We start from the raw sequence: 18,003 nt of genomic DNA on the forward strand, positions 1-18,003 counted from the left end.
TACCAAGGTATCGTCGCTGCGGGCGGCGCTTGCGCGACGGCAACCGCGCAAGCGCGCAACGATTACGGGATGCCGTTGCGCCCGTGCTGCAGAAAGCCGGGGCGTGCCGACAACCGTTCATAGTACGCCGCTACTGCCGGCAACGGCGGCCGCACCATTGGCGTGGCCATCCAGTGCTGGGTGGACAGGCCGAGCACGATGTCGGCCAGGGTGAAAGCCGCGCCCGCCGCATAGGCGCCGGTGCGTTGCAGCTGCGTGTCGAGAATGCCCATCTGTTGGTGCCAGCCGGCCTCACCCTGCGCCAGCGCCATGAACGCGTGACGCCACGCGTTGTTGAGCTCGGTGATCTGCCAGTCCATCCACTGCTCGACCTGCGCCCGCGCCTGCGGCGCAGCGCCTGAGACGCGGCCGGCTACACTGGCGGCATGCAAACCGATCCCCATTTCCTGATCCTGGCCGGCCTGCTGTGCGCCGTGCTCGTGCTGCTGCTGGCGGTGCTGCTGCGCCGGACCGACCACACGGCGCTGGAACGGGTGCTGCGCGAAGAACAGCGCAGCGGCCGCGGCGAACTGCGCGAGCAGCTCGATAGCCTGGCGCGGCAGCAGGACGCGCGCAGCGAAGGTTTCGCCCGCCATCTGGCCGATCTGTCCACCCGCACCGACCAGCGCCTGGACCTGCTGCGCGAGGCGCTGAGCGAGGACGCGCGGCGTGGCCGCAGCGAGGCCGGCGCGGCGCAGCAGCGCGTGGCCGAACTGCTCAACCAGCGCCTGGTCGAAATGCGCAGCCAGCTTGACGCGTTCGGCCAGCAGCAGAGCGAGTTGATCGCGCGCATCGACGCGCACCTGACCGCGCTGCGCGAGACCCTGGTCGAAGACGCGCGCAAGAGCCGCGTGGAAGGCGCCGAGTCGCAGCAACGCTTCGCCGACACGCTCGGCCAGCGCCTCAACGAACTGATCCAGCGCAACGAGCAGCGCATCGGCGAAATGCGCAGCACCCTGGAAGAGCGCCTGAAGGAACTGCAGGCCGACAACGCGGCCAAGCTCGAGCAGATGCGCGGCACCGTGGACGAGAAGCTGCAGACCACCCTCAACACGCGCCTGGACGCCTCGTTCAAGCTGGTCTCCGAGCGGCTCGAGCAGGTCCAGCGGGGGCTCGGCGAGATGCAGCAACTGGCCACCGGCGTCGGCGATCTCAAGCGCGTGCTGAGCAACGTCAAGAACCGCGGCGGCTGGGGCGAAGTGCAGCTGGAGAACATCCTCGAACAGACCCTGACCCAGGAGCAGTACGCGCGCGGCGTGCGGGTACGCCCGGAGCGCAACGAGGCAGTCGATTTCGCGGTGCGCCTGCCCGGCCGCGGCCACGAGGACACGCCGGTGTGGCTGCCGATCGATTCCAAGTTCCCGCGCGAGGACTACGAGCGGCTGCTCGACGCGCAGGAACTAGGCGATGCGGACCAGGTGCTGGCGATGGGTGCGCAGCTGGAGCGCGCAATCCGGGTGCAGGCCAAGTCGATCAGCGACAAGTACATCGCACCGCCGCACACCACCGATTTCGCGGTGATGTTCCTGCCCACCGAGGGCCTGTACGCCGAGACGCTGCGCCGGCCCGGCCTGGCCGACCTGCTGCAGCGTGAGCACCGCATCGTCATCGCCGGTCCCACCACTGTCACCGCGCTGCTCAACAGCCTGCAGATGGGCTTCCGCACGCTGGCCATCGAGAAGCGCTCCAGCGAAGTGTGGGGTGTGCTGGCGGCGGTCAAGAGCGAGTTCGGCAAGTTCGCCGGCATCCTGGAAAAGGCCGAAAAGCAGATCAGCACCGTCGGCAAGAGCCTGGGCGATGCCAGCCGCAAGACCCGCACCATCGAGCGCCGCCTGCGCGGCGTGGAGACGCTGGCCGATGCGCAGTTCACGCCGTCGCTGGATCTCGAACTGCCCGTGGCCGATGCCGATGCGGACGAGGATGCCGCGCGCGACGAGCAGGAATGAACGGCGTCGCGCCCGGCTTTCCATTTCCCTGCAGCGGACGCGCGTCGATTCTGGGCAACGCACCCTGCCGCGTGGCGAGCGCGTGGCGAGCGATAGCCGCTGCGTGCCATGCGCCTATGCTTGTGATCCCTCTTGTTGCAGGAACAGCACATGCACCAGTCGATCTATGACATCCCGCTGACCGCCATCGACGGCCAGCCTGCGGCGCTGGCCGAGCATCGCGGCAAGGTGCTGCTGATCGTCAACGTCGCCTCCAAGTGCGGCCTGACCAAACAGTACGAAGGACTGGAAGCGCTATACCGCGAACAGCGCGGCGACGGGCTGGAAGTGCTCGGCTTCCCGGCCAACGATTTCAAGGGCCAGGAGCCGGGCAGCGAGGCGGAGATCCAGCAGTTCTGCCAACTCACCTACGACGTGACCTTCCCGATGTTCGCCAAGATCGCGGTCACCGGCGAGGCGACGCATCCGCTGTACCGCGCGTTGATCGAGGCGCAGCCGCACACCGAGGGCGATGGCCCGATGCGCGAGAAGCTGACCGGCTACGGCATCGAGCCCAATCCGGCGCCGGGCGTGCTGTGGAATTTCGAGAAGTTCCTGGTCGGCCGCGACGGCCAGGTGCTGGGCCGCTTCGCCCCGGATGTGACCGCCGAGGATCCGCGCCTGCGCACGGCGATCGCGGCGGCGCTGGCCTGAGACGGCTCGCGGCGTTCGATGCTGCAAGGCGTGCATGGGCTATCCGGCTGCGTGTAGGAGGGGCTCCGCTGGCGTCGAGCCATGAGCCCCGACAGGTCGCCGGAAGTTTTAGAAATTCCCGCTCCGTTCGTCGCGGCTGAAGCCGTTCCTACAGTCGCTATGCGACTGGCTTGCTGAGCCGCGATTGCGCGCAGTCCGCTGCGTCGCCGTCGCCGTCGCCGTCGCCGTCGGCGTTGCTGTTGCTGTTGCTTTGGCTGTTGCTTTTGACTTGCCGGGTTCCCTTCCGCAGCGGCGGATTGACCGGGGAAAAACCCGAAAGGGGCGGCGCACATGGATGTGCGCCGTTCGCGGCAGGGGCAGGATGCCCCTTCCGCGAATCCCCGGTGCATCCGCGGACCCGGAGCGCGCAGCGCGGAGGGCGCGAGGCAGGGCGCGCTTTCTTTTGGTTACTTTTCTTTGCGCGAGCAAAGAAAAGTGACCCGCCAAGGGCGGAAGCCTTTGCTTTGCTGTTGTTTTTTTGCTTGAGCGTTTGCTTTTGTAGGAGCGGCTTCAGCCGCGACTGGTTCTGTCAGGAAAGTGTCGCGGCTGAAGCCGCTCCTACATTGACTCCACCAGAGCAAGAGCAGAACTTTCGCCTACGGCGAGTTACTTTTCTTTGCTTGTGCAAAGAAAAGTAACCAAAAGAAGCGCTTTACCACAGCCGAAGGCTGGTCAAGCACACCCCGCAGCGCGCCCTCCGCGCTACGCGCTCCGGGTCCGCAGGCACGACGGGCATTTTTCGATGGCACTTGTCCGCTACGCGGCCAAGCCCGGGGCAGGCGCCTCGCGGCGCCTGCCCGTTCGCCGGGGCGAAGCAGTCCTTCGCCTTTATCCGGCTCACCCATGTGCCAGCGAAAAACGACGCGCATCCTGCGCGTCGCCCTTCGGGTATTCGCCCGCCGCGCCTGCCGCGCCGAGGGGGCCCGGTAAATCAAAGGCGAAGCAACAGCAGAAGCAAAGCTTGCTGCGGGCATAGTGCCCACCGAACCAACGAACGCGCCGCGCTGCAAGTCGTGTGGCGATACCCGCTCAGAATCGCGATGTTCCCGCAAGGGGAATTGCAGAAATAAGGATGCAGTCATAAAAAAACCCGGCCTAAGCCGGGCTTTTCGCTTACCGCCAGAAACGCGCGCGGCGCGCGGCTCAGCGACTGCCGCCGCGCCACTCCGGGATCGGCATCGCGTCCACCGGCACGGTCGGATTGGTCTCTTCCTCGCGCAGATAGTCGGGCAGATCGTTGTCCTGGCGCTTGTTGTGGCTGCGCAGGTCGCCTTCGATCTGGTAAGTGCGGCGCTGCATCCACGCGTCGCGGGTCAGCTGGTACTCGTCCGGCGCGTTGTCGCGCATGCTGTCCAGCGACAGCAGCTGCGCGCGCGTATCCACCAATTGCAGGCCCTGCAGGCCAATGCGCACGGTGTCCTCCTCGATCTGCCGCAGCGGCGATAGCGGCGCGTCGCCGGCCAGGCCGAACACGTCGCGCACCGTGCGCGGCCCGAACAGCGGCAGCTCCACGTAGCGCGAACGGCGCCAGCCCCAGGCGCCCAGGGTCTGGCCGAAGTCCTCGCTGCGCCGCGGCAGCTTGGCGTCGCTGGCCGGATCGAAGATGCCGACGATGCCCAGCGTACTGTTCATCACGAACCGGCCCAGGGTCTGCCCGGCCTGCAACGGCCGGCCCTGCAGCAGCTGGTTGACCATGGTCAGCGGCGAACTGAGGTTGTCGAAGAAGTTGGTCACCCCCAGCCGTACCGGCCGCGGCACCACGTTGACGTAGGCGCGCGCCAGCGGCCGCGCCACGGCACGGTCGACCACGTTGTTGAACGTGTGCACCTTGCGGTTGTACTTCTCCCACGGATCGAAGCTCTGCGGCACGGTGACGCCGGCCGGCAGGGTCGCATCGGCGACCGGGTTGTACGGGTCGCTGGCGTACAGCGCGGCGTAGTCGTCTTCGGCCGCGGTGGCCGCACCGCCGGTCGGCGGCGCGCTCGCCGCTGCGGCCGTCGCGTCGCCGGCGATCGGGGCATCGGCCTGCGGCGGCTGGGCGTCGGTGGCCGGTGCCATGGCCGCACCGGTGGCGCTATCGGCAACCGCCGTGTCGGCGGGCGTCGCCTGCACCGCGGTCGCGGCTGGCGGCGGCGGGGGGCGCTTGGGGGCGCCGGCGCAGGCGCCCAGCGCGGCGGCCAGGGCCAGGGAAGTGAGGATACGCAGCACGTTCATGGGGTCAGCTCGCCGCCGGGGGAGATTGGAAATCCAGGGTCGGCGCCAGCCGGTAGGCGGCGCTCAATTCGGTCAGGCCGGCAGGGGCGCCATGGATGGCAACCTGGGCCTGGCCCTGCGCACGCAGGCGTGCGGCCAGTTCGGCGAGCAGCGCCAGGCCGGCGCTGTCCACCCGTGATACCTCGCGCAGATCCAGCGCCCGCGCGCCGGCCAGCAGCGGAAGCGCCGCCGGCCACAGCGCGGTGGCCGCGGCGCGGTCGAGCACGCCGCTCAGCGCGAGCGTGTCGCCGTCGCGGCGCAGGCGTGGCTCACTTGCCACTGGTGCTCGCCGGTGCCACCTGCATCGCGCCGTTGCGCAGATCGGCCGCGACCTGCGGGATCGACTTGGTGCGCAGCGGCGTGTCGAACTGATTGCGGAAGGTCTGCACGTAGGACACGCCTTCCACCATCACGTCGAAGATCTTCCAGCTGCCGCCGTTATTGCGCAGCAGGTAGTCGACCGGGATCGGGTCGCCGCCGCTGCGCAGCAGTTCGGTCGAGACCTTGGCGCCGCGGCCGCCCGGCAGTGGGGTTTCCGACTTCACCCGCACCTGCGGCTTGCCTTCGAAGGTCAGCAGGGAGGTGCCGTAGCGCTGCATCAGGTTGTCGGCCATCGCGTCGGCGAACAGCTTGACGTCGGCATCGGAGGCGCCGCGGCCATGCACGCCCAGCACCAGGCGCGCGGCGTAGTCGCGGTCGAAGGACGTGTCCATCTCGCTGTTGATGAACTTCTTGAGCGCGGTATTGTTGTTCTTGAACTCGGCGCGGCGCTGTTCCAGCGTGGTCAGGATGCGGGTGCTGTTGTCGAGCACGACCTTGCTGGCCGAACCCTGCTGCGCGGCGGCAGCGGCAGGCGCGGCCTGGGCCAGCGCGACGGCGGGTGCGGCGACGGCCAGGGCGGCGGCGAGAGCGGCGGAAAGCAGTGTGTTGGTCATGGCTTGGGTTCCGTTTCCGTAGAGGGAGTGGCGGTGTTCGCGGAGGATGCGGCAGCGGGCGTCGCGCCGGCGTTACCGCCGCTGCCGCTGCCGCCGCCGAACATGTACTTGCCGACCAGCTGGATCAGGTCCACCGCCGGCTGGGTGAAGGCGATTTCCTGGCCGGGCTTGAGCGTGTCGGGGTCGCCGCCGGGCTGCAGGCCGACATAGCTCTCGCCGAGCAGGCCGCTGGTCAGGATGCCAGCCGAGGTGTCCGCCGGCAGGTCCTTGTAGCGGTCGTCGATGGCCAGGGTCACCACCGAGTCGAACTTGGCCGGATCCAGCTCGATCTTCGCCACCTGGCCGATGATCACCCCGCCGATCTTCACCGGCGCCTGCTGGCGCAGCTGGCCGATCTGCGAGAAGCGCGCGGTCAGCTCGTAGCGGCCGCCGCCGAAACCCCATTGGCGGTTGGTGGAGGCGAGCGCCAGCACCAGCAGCGAGGCCAGGCCCAGCAGCAGGAAGGCGCCGACGGCGAACTCGAGACGGGGACCACGGATAGCCATAACGTGTCTACCTTGTTGATTCATCTGGGCCGCGGCGACAGTGCCGCGGCCGGTGTTGCGAAAGCGCCCGCCGCCGAGGGCGGGGGGTGGCGCGCGGTCCCTTACTGGAACAGCAGCGCCGACAGCACGAAATTGAACATCAGTACCAGCAGCGAGGCGTTCACCACCGCGCGGGTGGTGGCCACCGAGGTGCCTTCGATGGTCGGCTCGGCGTGGAAGCCCACATACGAGGCCACCAATGCCGCGGTGCCGCCGAACACCGCCGACTTCAGCATCGCCACGCCAAAGTCGTCCCAGAAATCCACGCTGCTCGACAGCGCCGACCAGAACGTGCCCTTGTCCAGGCCCAGCACATGCACCGCTTCGAAGTAGCTGGCGCTGATCGCCAGCGAGCAGAAGATGCCGGTCAGCAGCGGCACGGTCAGCACCGCCGCCCAGAAGCGCGGCGCCACCGCCTTGGCCACCGGGTCTATCGCCATCAACTCCAGCGCCTTGATCTGGTCGGTGGCGCGCATCAGCCCCAGTTCGGCGGCGATCGAACTGCCGGCGCGGCCGATGAACAGCAAGGCGGTCAGCACCGGCGCCAGCTCGCGGTACAGCGACAGCCCCAGCAGCGTGGACAGCGCATCGGAGGCGCCGTAGGTCTGCAGCGTACGGTAGCCCTGCAGGGTCAGCACCAGGCCAACGAAGGCGCCGCCGACGGCGATGATCGGCAGCGAGCGCGCGCCGACCTTGTAGATCTCCCGGACCAGTTCGGCCAGGAAATCGCGGGTCGGCAGCGAGCCGCGCAGCACGGTGATCGAGAACAACCCGGCGCGGCCCAGCGCGCGGATCGAGGCGACGGCGCCCATCAGGCGGCACTCCGCGCGCGCGGCGGCGCATCGAACGGGATCGGGCCGTCCGGGCGGCCGTGCAGGAACTGTTGCAGCAGCGGGTCGGCGCTGGCCTGCAGCGCGTCCGGGGTGCCGGCGAAGACCACCCCGCCGTTGGCGATGGCCACCGCCTGGTCGCAGATCGGCAGGGTTTCGTGGACGTGGTGGCTGACGATGATGCTGGTCAGGCCCAGGGTATCGTTGAGGCGCTGGATCAGGCTCATGATCACCCCGGAGGCGATCGGGTCCAGGCCGGTCAGCGGTTCGTCGTAGATCATCAGCGGCGGGTCCAGGGCCAACGCGCGGGCCAGCGCCACGCGCCGCGCCATGCCGCCGGACAGCTCGCGCGGCCAGGCGTCGGCGGCGGCGAGCAGGCCCACCGCGTGCAGCTTCAGCGCCACCAGCCGTTGCAGCACCGGCTCGGGCAGGCGGGTATGGGCGCGCAGCGGCAGCGCCACGTTCTCGGCCACGCTCAGGTCGGTGAGCAGGCCGTTGCCCTGCAGTAGCACGCCAATGCTCTTGCGGGTTTCGCGCAGCGCGCGGCTGCCGCGCGGCAGCGCCTGGCCGAACACCTCGACCGAACCGGCGACCGGCACCAGCTCGCCGGTCAGCGCCGCCAGCAGGGTCGATTTGCCGCTGCCCGACGGGCCGAGCACGGCGGTGATGCTGCCGCGCGGCACGGCCAGCGAGACATCGCGCAGGATCGCGCGGCCGCCACGGTCGATGCGCACGCCCGACAACTGCACCACATTGGATTCGGAAGACGCCATCGCGGCCTTTAACGAAAAATCAACACAGGATTGAACCAGTCCGCTGAACTTAACCGAACTGGGCCGTGCAGTATTGTCGCATCCGTGACGTCTGCGTGCGCATGGTCCGCGGATACCGTACATGCAAAAGCGTGTATTGGGCCTGGGCTGGCAGTTTCCACGCCGGGCTCGGCAGGTTTTCCAAGGCCGCGCACGTGCCGCGACATCGCCGGAAGCGTGAACCGAGACCGTCGCAGGGAGTTGAACGAAGCCAAGATCCCCTTCGTGAAGCCGCTAGCCCCTCTCCCCCGGGAGAGGGGTTGGGGTGAGGGTGCGGCGCGAAAGCGTCTCGCGGAATTGGGTGCGCGAGACTGCGCCCGGACCCTCATCCGCCCCTGCGGGGCACCTTCCCCCGGAAAGGGGGCCATGGTCCCGCCGGGAGAAGGAACCGCCGCCGACCCCACCATCGCGCAACGACGCCCCACCTGCGCATCCGGCACAATGCCGCACGCATGCACGCCCCTTCCGCGCCCGATTTCCGCCTGTACCCGTCCAACGCGCTGGATACCCTGGCCGCCCTGCTCGCCGAGGAACTGCGCCGGCCGGTGCCGGAGCAGCCGTTGCTGGCGCCGGAGGTGGTGCTGATCCCGCAGGTGGCGATGCGGCGCTGGCTGCAGTCCACGCTGGCGGCCGCGCACGGCGTCGCCGCCAACCTGGAATTTCTGACGCCCGGCGAATTCGTCGCGCGCGCGTTGGACGCCAACCTCGGCCCGGCCGCCGACGATCTGGACATGGCCACCACCCAGTGGCGGCTGTACGCTGCGCTGCAGGCCGATCTCGGCAGCGATGCGGCGCTGGCACCGCTGGCCGGCTACCTGGCCGATGGCGACGCGCTCAAACCCTGGGCGCTGGCCGGCGAGCTGGGCAACGTGTTCGAGAAATACCAGGCCTGGCGCCGCGACTGGCTGCTGCGCTGGGAAAGCGGCGCCGATGCCGACGATCCGCAGGCGCGGCTGTGGCGCCGGATCGCCAGCGGCCGCCAGTACCGCGCGCGCCGCATCGGCCAGTATCTGGACCGCTACGCGCAGCCCGACGGCCCGCTGCCGCAAGGCCTGCCGACGCGGCTGTTCGCCTTCGCCATCCTCAACATCTCGCCCGACGTGCTGCGCGTCCTCGCCACTCAGGCGCGCGTGGGCACGCTGCACTTCTACCTGCCCACACCGACCCAGGGCTACTGGGGCGACCTGCAGACGCTGTGGCAGCGCCGTCGCGAGGATGGCGCGGTCGACCTGTTCGCCGCGCAGGTGCAGGAAAACCCGCTGCTGCAGGCCTGGGGCGCGGCCGGGCGCGACTTCATGGCGCTGGTCGGCGACTACGAAGTGGTGCATCCGCTGGCCGAGATCGCGGTCTACGCCGATCCGCTGGCCTCCGGCCAGCGCCCGCTCGCCGCCGGCGGCCTCGGCGACAGCCTGCTGCGGCGCATGCAGAGCGATCTGTTCCAGCGCCGCGCGCCGGCCGTGCCGCCGCCGTTGCCGCAGGTGGATCTGGTCGATCCCAGCCTGCAACTGCACGCCTGCCATACCCGCCTGCGCGAACTGCAGGTGCTGCACGACCAGCTGCGCGCGCTGCTCGACGACCCGCGTTTCGATCCGCCGCTGCAGCCGCGCGAGATCGCGGTGCTGTCGCCGGACATCGACCCGTACGTGCCGTACCTGGACGCGGTGTTCGGCGGCCACGGCCGCGACGACGCGCTGCCCTACGCGCTGGCCGACGCCAGCCCGCTGGCCAGCGAGCCGCTGGCCGAAGTGTTCCTGAGCCTGCTCGGACTGCCGCTGTCGCGCTTCGGCCTGTACGAGATCCTCGACCTGCTGGCCAGCGCGCCGCTCGCCGAGGCCGCCGGGCTGGACGAAACCGGGCTGGAACGCCTGCGCGGCTGGCTGCACGCCGCCGGCGTGCGCTGGGGCCTGGATGCCGCGCATCGGCACCAGCACCAGGCGCCTACCGACGACGCCTACACCTGGCGTTTCGCGCTGGACCGGCTGCTGCTCGGCCACGCCAGCGGCGCCGAGGACGACATCGCCGGGGTGGCGCCGTGGCCGCAGCTGGAAGGCAGCGCCCTGGCCGCGCTGGACACGTTGCTGCGGCTGTTGCGCGTGCTCGACCGCCACCAGGCCATGCTGGCCGAGCCGATGGCCCCGGCCGACTGGCGCGAATGCCTGCTCGGCCTGCTCGATGCGCTGATCCCGCAGGCACCTTCGGCGCCGCGCGCGCAACGCGCGTTGGAACGGTTGCGCAGCCTGATCGACCAGTTCGCCCGCGACGCCGCGCGCGCCGAGTACGCCGGCAAGGTCTCGGCCGAAGTGGTGCGCGCGCATTTCGCTGCGGTGCTGGGCGAATCGGACACCCGCGCGCCGCTGCTCACCGGCGGCATCAGCTTCGGCCGCATGGTGCCGATGCGCCTGCTGCCGTTCCGCGTCATTTGCCTGCTCGGCATGAACGACGGCGACTTCCCGCGCCGCGACCCGGCCGCCGGCCTCAACCGCCTCACCGCCGAACTCGGCAGCGCACGCCGCCGCCACGGCGACCGTTCCACCCGCGAGGACGACCGCTTCCTGTTCCTGCAGCTGTTCGCCTCGGCGCAGGACGTGTTCTACCTCAGCTATCTCGGCGCCGACGCGCGCGACGGCAGCGTGCGCGAGCCGTCGGTGCTGGTCAGCGAACTGCTGGCGAGCGCGGCGCACTACCACGCCGATCCCCGGGCCATCGACACGCTGGTCGTGCGCCACCCGCTGCAACCGTTCGCCGCCGCCGCGTTCGGTGCGCTTGGCGAAGACGGCGCCGATCCGCGCCGCTTCAGCTATCGCCGGCAATGGCGGCCGGCGGTGGACAGCCTGGCCGGGCAGCGCCAGGCGCTGCCGCCGTGGGTGGCCGCTGCGTTGCCCGCCGACGATATGGCGCAGCCAACGAGCATTTCGATCGACGACCTGCGCCGCCTGTTCGCCGATCCGGCCGGGCAGTTCCTGCGCCATCGCTTGGGCATGCGCCTGCCCGACCCGGCCGGCGAGGACAGCGACCTGGAGCCGTTGCTGGCGCCTGGCAGCGGCCTGGACCAGTACGGCTTGCAGCAACAGGTGCTGGAGGCCGCGCTGACCGACAACACCGATGGGCTGTACGCACGCCTGCGCGCCCGCGCGCTGCTGCCGTCCGGGCCGTTGGGCCGGCGCCTGCTCGACGAACGCCTGCGCCAGCTGCGCCCGTACGCGCAGGCGTTCGCGCAGTGGCGCGGTGACGCACCGGCGCAGTCGCAACGGTTGCAGGTGCGGATCGACGGCATCGAGCTGCATGGCCGCCTGCCCGACTGGTACGCGAGCGGGGTAGGGCGGGTGCAGGTCGGCGCACTCAGCGGCCGCGCGACGATCCGCCACGGCCTGGAATGGCTGCTGCTGCGTGCCGCTGGCGAACGCGTGCCGTTCGTGCGCTTCTTCGAAGACGACGACGGCCTCGGCCCGCATCCCATGCAGGGGGAAGCGGCCGAACCGCTGTCGCAGGCGCAGGCGCAGGCGGCGCTGGCCGACCTGCTGCGGCTGTATCGGCATGGCCTGCAGGCGCCGCTGGCGTTCGCCCCGTACAGCGGCTGGAAATACCACCAAGCCGCGCGCAACGGCGACCTCGACAAGGCGATCAAGGACGCCGCCGCGCAATGGCAAGCCAGCTTCGGCTGGAGCGAAGCGGACACGCCGGAACTGCGCCTGGTGCATCGCGGCCACGACCCGTTCGCCGATGCGCAGCGCTTCGCCGAATTCGCTGCCACCAGCCACACGCTGTATTCCCTGCTCGAACGCGGCAGCGCCGACGGCGCGCTCGATCCGGCACGGCTGGCCGAAAGCTGGCGGCAGTGGCGCGGCGCGCAGGAGGATGCCGAATGAGCGCCCCCGCCCCCGACCCGTACCTGACCCTGCCGCTGCACGGCGTGCGCCTGATCCAGGCCAGCGCCGGCACCGGCAAGACCTTCACCCTGGCTACGCTATTCACCCGGCTGGTGGTCGAGCGCGGCCTGCGCATCGGCCAGATCCTGGCGGTCACCTTCACCGAGGCCGCCACCCAGGAACTGCGCCGGCGCATCCGCGAGCGCCTGGCGCTCGCAGCGACGCTGGTGCCTACGGCTGCTTCTGTAGGAGCGGCTTCAGCCGCGACAGAGAGCGCGAACGACCTGTCGCCGACCGAGATCGCCAACGACCTGTCGGGGTTAAAGCCGCTCCTACAGGACGCGCCCGACGCCGCACTCACCCGCGCCATCCTCGGCGCGCACCTGGCTGCCAGCGACGAAACCCCCGCCGCGCTGCGTCGCCGCCTGCAACAAGCGGTGGAGGACATCGACCTCGCCGCCATCTTCACCATCCACGGTTTCTGTGCCCGGGTGCTGCGCGAGCATGCGCTGGAGAGCGGCCAGACCTTCGCCGCGCCGGAACTGCTGGCCAACGACCGCGACCTGCTCGGCGAAGTCGCCGCCGACCTGTGGCGCCAGCGCGCCGCCGACACGGCGATGGCCGACGACCTGGTCGCGCTGTGGCCGGGTGGCCCCGACGCGCTGGCCAGCGACCTGCGCCAACTGGTGCGGCATCCGCAGCTGCTGCCGGCGGCACCGGTCTTGGTCGACGATGTCGCTGCGGCCACGCAGCAGGTGCAGGACGCGGCCGCCGCGCTGGCCGCCGCGTTCCACGCGCACGGCACCGCATTGTTCGAAGCGATCGCCGCCGCCATCGAAGACGGCGTGCTGAGCAAGGTCAGCTACAAGCCGGAATGGCTGGCGTCGCTCTGGCATTGGTGCGACGGCTTCGCCGCCGCGCCTGCGGCCGGCCTTGCGCCGCACGCCAAGCTGATCAAGCTCACCGCTACGGAACTGGAGTCCGGCACCAACAAGAAATTCGTCGGGCGCACGCCGGCCTCGCCGATGAGTCACGAAGTCGACGGCTACCTGGCCGCGCTGGCGCGGTTGGAGGAAGCGCGCGCCAGGCGCCGCATCCGCCTGCTGCACGCGCTGCGCGGCGACGCGGTCGCACGGCTGGCCCTGCTCAAGCGCCAGCGCCGCGTGCAGACCTACGACGACCTGGTCGATGGTGTCGCGCACGCGTTGCAGCCCGACGGTCCGCAGGCCGAAGCGCTGGCGCGGCGGCTGCGCGCACAATACGCCATCGCCCTGGTGGACGAATTCCAGGACACCGATGATCGCCAGTGGTCGATCTTCTCCAACGTGTTCGGCGAAGGCGAGTTGGCGCGCGAGGCGGCGCTGGAACCGGCGCTGTTCGTGATCGGCGATCCCAAGCAGGCGATCTACGGCTTCCGCGGCGGCGACGTGCAGACCTATCTGGCCGCGGCCGCCGATGCCGAGCTGGCGCCGCCGCTTGGCCACAACTTCCGCTCGCGCCCCGCGTTGCTGGCGGCGATCGACGCGCTGTACGCACAGGCCGGCTATGCGCAGGCGTTCCTGACAGACGGCATCGCCTTCCATCCGGTGCAGCCCGGCAGCAAGCGCCACGATGCCGAGCTGCAGCGCGACGGCGCCACCGCCCCGGCGCTGACCGTGTGGTGCGCGCCGGAGCCGCCGCCGCCGGCCGCGTCTGCGGCCAAAAACACATCCGCAGGCAAGCCCAAACCCTGGAGCGCCGGCCGCGCGCGCGCGCTGTGCACCGCCGCCTGCGTCGCCGCGATTCGCGGCTGGCTGGCCGGCGGCCGCACCGGCACCGCGACGCTTGGCGGCCGCGCGGTGCAGGCCGGCGACATCGCGGTGCTGGTGCGCAGCCATGGCGAGGCCACCCGCATCCAGCAGGCACTCGGCGCGGTCGGCATACCCGCGGTGGCCGCCGGCAGGCAGAGCCTGTTCGCCACCGACGAAGCACTGGAACTGCTGACCCTGCTGCAGGCGCTGCTAGACCCGGGCGACGACAGCCGCCTGCGCGCGGCGCTGGCCACCGTGCTGATCGGCGAGGACGCCGCCGCGATCGCCGCGCTCGAACACAACGGCGACCGTCACCGCAGTTGGCAGCAACATGCGCTGGACTGGCGCGAGCGCTGGCAGCGCGGCGGGCCACTGGCCTTGATCGGCGACCTCGGCGCCGCGCACGCGCAGCGCCTGCTGGCGCTGGCCGACGGCGAGCGCCGCCTGACCAACTACCTGCAGCTGGCCGAAACACTGCAGGAAGCCGACACCCGCGCGCTCGGTGCGCACGGACTGGTCGATTGGCTGTCGCGGCGCATCGCCAATGCCGACGACAACGACGAGACCCAGCAGCTGCGCCTGGAATCGGACGCGCGCCGTGTGCAGATCGTGACCCTGCACAAGAGCAAGGGCCTGGAGTATCCGCTGGTGTTCCTGCCCTACGTCGGCATCGGCCGCAGCGAGCGCGGCGCCGGCCGCCACTGCGTCGTGCACGCGCCGCCGCTCGGCCGCCAACTGCACTGGAACACAGGCAAGGACGACCCGGCCTGGAGCGCCGCCGAGGCGGCGTGGAAGCAGGAACAGCGCGCCGAGGACGCGCGCCTGCTCTACGTCGGCTTGACCCGTGCCGAGCACGCACTGTGGATCGCCACCGGTCCGTTCCACCAGCACGAGCGCACCGCGCTGGCGGCGATGGTCGGCGACCTGGACGCGTTGCAGGCCGCCGCCGGCGCCGCCGCCATCGCCATCGACACCACCCCGCCGCCAACCACCCCGCCGCGCCTGCCGTTGGCCGACGCCATCCAGGTGCCGCCGGCGCGCGTGGCGCAGCGGCATGTCGTGCCGGAGTGGTGGGTGTACAGCTTCACCCAGCTCGCCAATGCCGATGCCGGCGCCGCCGCCGACCCGATGGCCAGCGCCACCGTGGTCGGCAGCGGCGGCAGCGACGAGCCCTCCACCAGCGAAGCGGTCGCCACGACGCTGGACGTGGAAACGTTCGACCGCCGCTTCACCGGCAACCGCTTCGGCGTGGCCATGCACGACGTGTTCGAACGTTGCGACTTCGCCGCCTGGCGCGATTGGGTGCCCGGCCAACCGGCACCCGACGGGCAGACCGCGGCGATCGTCGAATCCCTGCAGCGCGGCGGCTACGCCCAGGACGAACTGGACGACGGCGCCGCCATGCTCACCGCCCTGGTCGGCCACACCCTGACCGTCGCCTTGCCCGAAGGCACCCGCCTGGCCGCGGTGCCCGCACCGCAGCGCCGCAACGAAATGGAATTCCACTTCGCCATGCGGCCTACCCGCGTCGATGCGCTGCTGGCGCTGCTGCACCGCTTCGGCGTGGTCGGCGAGCGCCAGGCCTTCGGCGCGCGCCAGCGCCTGGAAGGGCTGATGACCGGCCTGATCGATCTCACCTACCAGCACGACGGGCGCTGGTACGTGCTCGACTACAAATCCAACCGCCTGCCCAGCTACGACCCCGACGCGTTGGCGCGGGCGATGGCGCACAGCGAATACGCACTGCAGGCGCTGATCTACACCGTCGCGCTGCACCGCTGGCTGCGTTTCCGCCTGGGCGAAACATACGCCTACGCCCGCGACTTCGGCGGCGTGCGCTACCTGTTCTGCCGTGGCCTCGACGCCACCCGCGACCCCTCGCCGGGCGTCCACGCCTGGCGCTTCGACCCCGAGCTGGTCGAGTCCCTGGACGCCCTCTTTGCCGGCACCGCTCTAGAGCCCCTTTCCCACCAGGAGAGGGGTTGGGGTGAGGGTACGTCCGACCACGGAGCCCCCACCCCGTGAATCAACCCAACCTGCTAGCCGCCTTGCACCGCAGCGGCACCCTGCGCACGCTCGACCACGCCTTCGCCCAGACCCTGAGCCGCCTGGACCCAACCACCCCCGACCTGGTCCTGTCCGCCGCCGCCCTGGCCTCGCTCGCCGTCGCCAGCGGCCACGCCGGCCTGGACCCCGCCCGCGCCAACGTCCTGCTCGACCCGCGCGACGGCCCGCCGCCGCACCTCCCGGACCCCGCCGACTGGCAACGCGCCCTGTCCGCCTCGCGCTGGATCGCCCAGCCCGCCCCCGAAGAACCGGCGGCCGCCGACTGCCCGTTGGTGCTGGAACACGGCCTGCTCTACCTGCGCCGCTACCGCGAATACGAGCGCCGCCTCGCGCAGGGACTGCGCCGCCTCGCCGCGCAACCGCTGCCGCCCTTCGCCGTCACTACTCTGGCACCGCTGTTCGCGACGTTGTTCCCGAACGCAGCCGCTTCCCTTCTCCCCTCGGGTGAGGGCGCCCGAAGCGCGGGTGAGGGTACGGGCATCACCGCCCCCCCCAACGACCACCAAGCCCAAGCCGCCGCACTCGCCCTGCGCCGCGCCCTGTTGCTGGTCACCGGCGGCCCCGGCACCGGCAAGACCACCACCATCGCGCGCCTGCTGCTGCTGCGCATCGCGCAAGCACAGGCCACCGCGACCGCCGCCCCGCGCATCGCCCTGGCCGCCCCCACCGGCCGCGCCGCCGAACGCATGGCCGAAAGCCTGCGCGCAGCGGTAGCGCGCGCGCTCGATCACGGCATCGACCCGGCCCTGGCCGCCGCGCTACCCGCTGGCGCCAGCACCCTGCACCGCCTGCTCGGCGTCATCCCCGACGTGCCGCGCTTCCGCTTTGATGCCGACAACCCGCTGCCGTTCGACCTGATCGTGGTCGACGAAGCCTCCATGGTCGACCTGCCGCTGATGTGCAAACTGGTCGAAGCCGTCGCCGACGGCACCCAATTGATCCTGCTCGGCGACGCCGACCAGCTGCCCTCGGTGGAAGCCGGCGACGTGCTCGCCGCGATCCTGCAGGCCGCCGGCCCCGGCGATGCCCTGCAAGCGGACGACGCGCAAGCGCTGCACCCGCTGCTCGGCCACACCCGCAGCGATACCCACAGCGGCGGCCTGGCCGGCCACCGCGTGCACCTGCTGCGCGGTTACCGTCAGGCGCAGGGTTTCGAACTCGCCCCACTGGCCGATGCCGTGCGCGCTGGCGACGCCGACACCGCCCTGGCCCTGCTGCGCAGCGGCGAACTGGCCGGCGTGCACTTCCACGAAGACAGCGAGGACCCGCTCGCCGCCCGCCGCGATGCCCTGCTCGCGCACTGGCGCGCCCTGGCCGACGCCGAAGACCCTGCTACCGCCCTGCGCGACGCCGCCCGCCTGCGCCTGCTCACCGCCGTGCGCGCCGGCGCGCAAGGCGCCCGCGGCCTCAACACCCGCATCGAACACCTGCTGGCCGACAGCGGCGCCGGCGCCCGCCGCCTCGGCGCCGCCTCGCCCTGGTTCCATGGCCGCCTGCTGCTGGTCACCGAGAACAGCTACCGCCACGGCCTGTTCAACGGCGACGTCGGCATCTGCCTACGCGACGCGCAGGGCGCCCTGGTGGCCTGGTTCGAAGGCGAGGGCGACGGCCAGGTCCGCGGCTTCCACCCCGCCGCGCTGCCCGCGCACGAAAGCGCCTTCGCCATGACCGTGCACAAGGCGCAAGGCAGCGAGTTCGACGACGTCTGGCTGCAATTGCCCAGCCGCGACGCGCGCGTGCTCAGCCGCGAACTGGTCTACACCGGCCTCACCCGCGCACGCCAGCGCCTGCACCTGGCCGCCAGCGAAGCCGTGTTGCGCGCCGCGCTGGCAAGGCATGCCGCGCGGATCTCGGGGTTGGCGTGGCGCTTGGGTGGGGAGCAAGAGGCGGCACCCGCCACGCAAGTGGTGGAAACATCCACGGACACGCCCGTGCAGGGTGCGTTGTTCTAATGGAGGCGGAACGGAGCGATGGCAGGATCACCTACGGCAGGACGGCAGTTTTGCCTATCGCGGTTCCGCGGCGGGCCGGATAGCAGCGTGGGCAAAGAAAGCCTGGTTGCGCGACATCGCCGGCACGCGAGGCATCGGTGGCGAAAAATTCGCCTTGCTGGCCTGCGGGTGCGATGGCAAGATGGACTGTACAGAAT

The 18,003-nt window shown here is 70.8% G+C and carries 12 protein-coding genes; 5 read left to right on the forward strand and 7 right to left on the reverse strand.

The annotated features are described in order from the left end of the window. Positions 1 to 62 precede the first annotated feature (62 nt). Positions 63 to 443 (reverse strand): glutathione S-transferase family protein, encoded by a 381-nt coding sequence (locus E4A48_RS17385; RefSeq protein WP_230812768.1) that lies wholly within the window; start codon positions 441 to 443, stop codon positions 63 to 65. On the opposite strand from E4A48_RS17385, the gene rmuC reads away from it, so the two are divergent. Then, positions 426 to 1,985, forward strand: coding sequence for a DNA recombination protein RmuC (rmuC, locus tag E4A48_RS17390; RefSeq protein WP_142742858.1), 1,560 nt, complete (start codon positions 426 to 428; stop codon positions 1,983 to 1,985). The two genes, E4A48_RS17385 and rmuC, sit on opposite strands and share 18 nt — an antisense overlap. 150 nt (positions 1,986 to 2,135) lie before the next feature. Next, positions 2,136 to 2,678, forward strand: coding sequence for a glutathione peroxidase (locus E4A48_RS17395; RefSeq protein ID WP_142742859.1), 543 nt, complete (start codon positions 2,136 to 2,138; stop codon positions 2,676 to 2,678). Between the two features lie 1,182 nt (positions 2,679 to 3,860). Here E4A48_RS17395 and E4A48_RS17405 read toward each other — a convergent pair. From E4A48_RS17405 to E4A48_RS17430, 6 genes are all read right to left on the reverse strand, one after another. After that, positions 3,861 to 4,931 carry an MlaA family lipoprotein gene (locus E4A48_RS17405; protein WP_039004820.1) on the reverse strand — a complete coding sequence of 357 codons (1,071 nt, stop codon included), beginning with the start codon at positions 4,929 to 4,931 and terminating at the stop codon, positions 3,861 to 3,863. A gap of 4 nt (positions 4,932 to 4,935) precedes the next feature. Next, entirely contained in the window at positions 4,936 to 5,250 is a 315-nt protein-coding gene (locus tag E4A48_RS17410; protein WP_142742861.1) for an STAS domain-containing protein, read from the reverse strand. Next, positions 5,240 to 5,905 carry an MlaC/ttg2D family ABC transporter substrate-binding protein gene (locus E4A48_RS17415; protein WP_039004822.1) on the reverse strand — a complete coding sequence of 222 codons (666 nt, stop codon included), beginning with the start codon at positions 5,903 to 5,905 and terminating at the stop codon, positions 5,240 to 5,242. Before E4A48_RS17415 ends, E4A48_RS17410 begins: the two co-directional genes overlap by 11 nt. Continuing rightward, entirely contained in the window at positions 5,902 to 6,450 is a 549-nt protein-coding gene (mlaD, locus tag E4A48_RS17420) for an outer membrane lipid asymmetry maintenance protein MlaD (RefSeq protein WP_004425475.1), read from the reverse strand. Before mlaD ends, E4A48_RS17415 begins: the two co-directional genes overlap by 4 nt. 101 nt (positions 6,451 to 6,551) lie before the next feature. Continuing rightward, entirely contained in the window at positions 6,552 to 7,301 is a 750-nt protein-coding gene (locus E4A48_RS17425) for an MlaE family lipid ABC transporter permease subunit (RefSeq protein WP_003466288.1), read from the reverse strand. Next, positions 7,301 to 8,092, reverse strand: a complete 792-nt coding sequence (locus tag E4A48_RS17430) for an ABC transporter ATP-binding protein (RefSeq protein WP_003466285.1) — start codon at positions 8,090 to 8,092, stop codon at positions 7,301 to 7,303. The genes E4A48_RS17425 and E4A48_RS17430 overlap by 1 nt, the downstream gene beginning before the upstream one ends. A gap of 491 nt (positions 8,093 to 8,583) precedes the next feature. On the opposite strand from E4A48_RS17430, the gene recC reads away from it, so the two are divergent. The 3 genes from recC to recD are packed head-to-tail and all read left to right on the forward strand — an operon-like array spanning position 8,584 to position 17,806. Continuing rightward, complete coding sequence (gene recC / locus E4A48_RS17435; protein ID WP_142742862.1) at positions 8,584 to 11,997, forward strand: exodeoxyribonuclease V subunit gamma; 3,414 nt, start codon at positions 8,584 to 8,586, stop codon at positions 11,995 to 11,997. Then, positions 11,994 to 15,812 (forward strand): exodeoxyribonuclease V subunit beta, encoded by a 3,819-nt coding sequence (gene recB, locus E4A48_RS17440; protein WP_142742863.1) that lies wholly within the window; start codon positions 11,994 to 11,996, stop codon positions 15,810 to 15,812. The genes recC and recB overlap by 4 nt, the downstream gene beginning before the upstream one ends. Further along, positions 15,809 to 17,806: an exodeoxyribonuclease V subunit alpha gene (recD, locus tag E4A48_RS17445; protein WP_142742864.1), complete on the forward strand. Its 1,998-nt coding sequence runs from the start codon at positions 15,809 to 15,811 to the stop codon at positions 17,804 to 17,806. Before recB ends, recD begins: the two co-directional genes overlap by 4 nt. Positions 17,807 to 18,003: the final 197 nt, after the last annotated feature.

Source organism: Xanthomonas translucens pv. cerealis (genome assembly GCF_006838285.1).
Classification (GTDB): domain Bacteria; phylum Pseudomonadota; class Gammaproteobacteria; order Xanthomonadales; family Xanthomonadaceae; genus Xanthomonas_A; species Xanthomonas_A cerealis.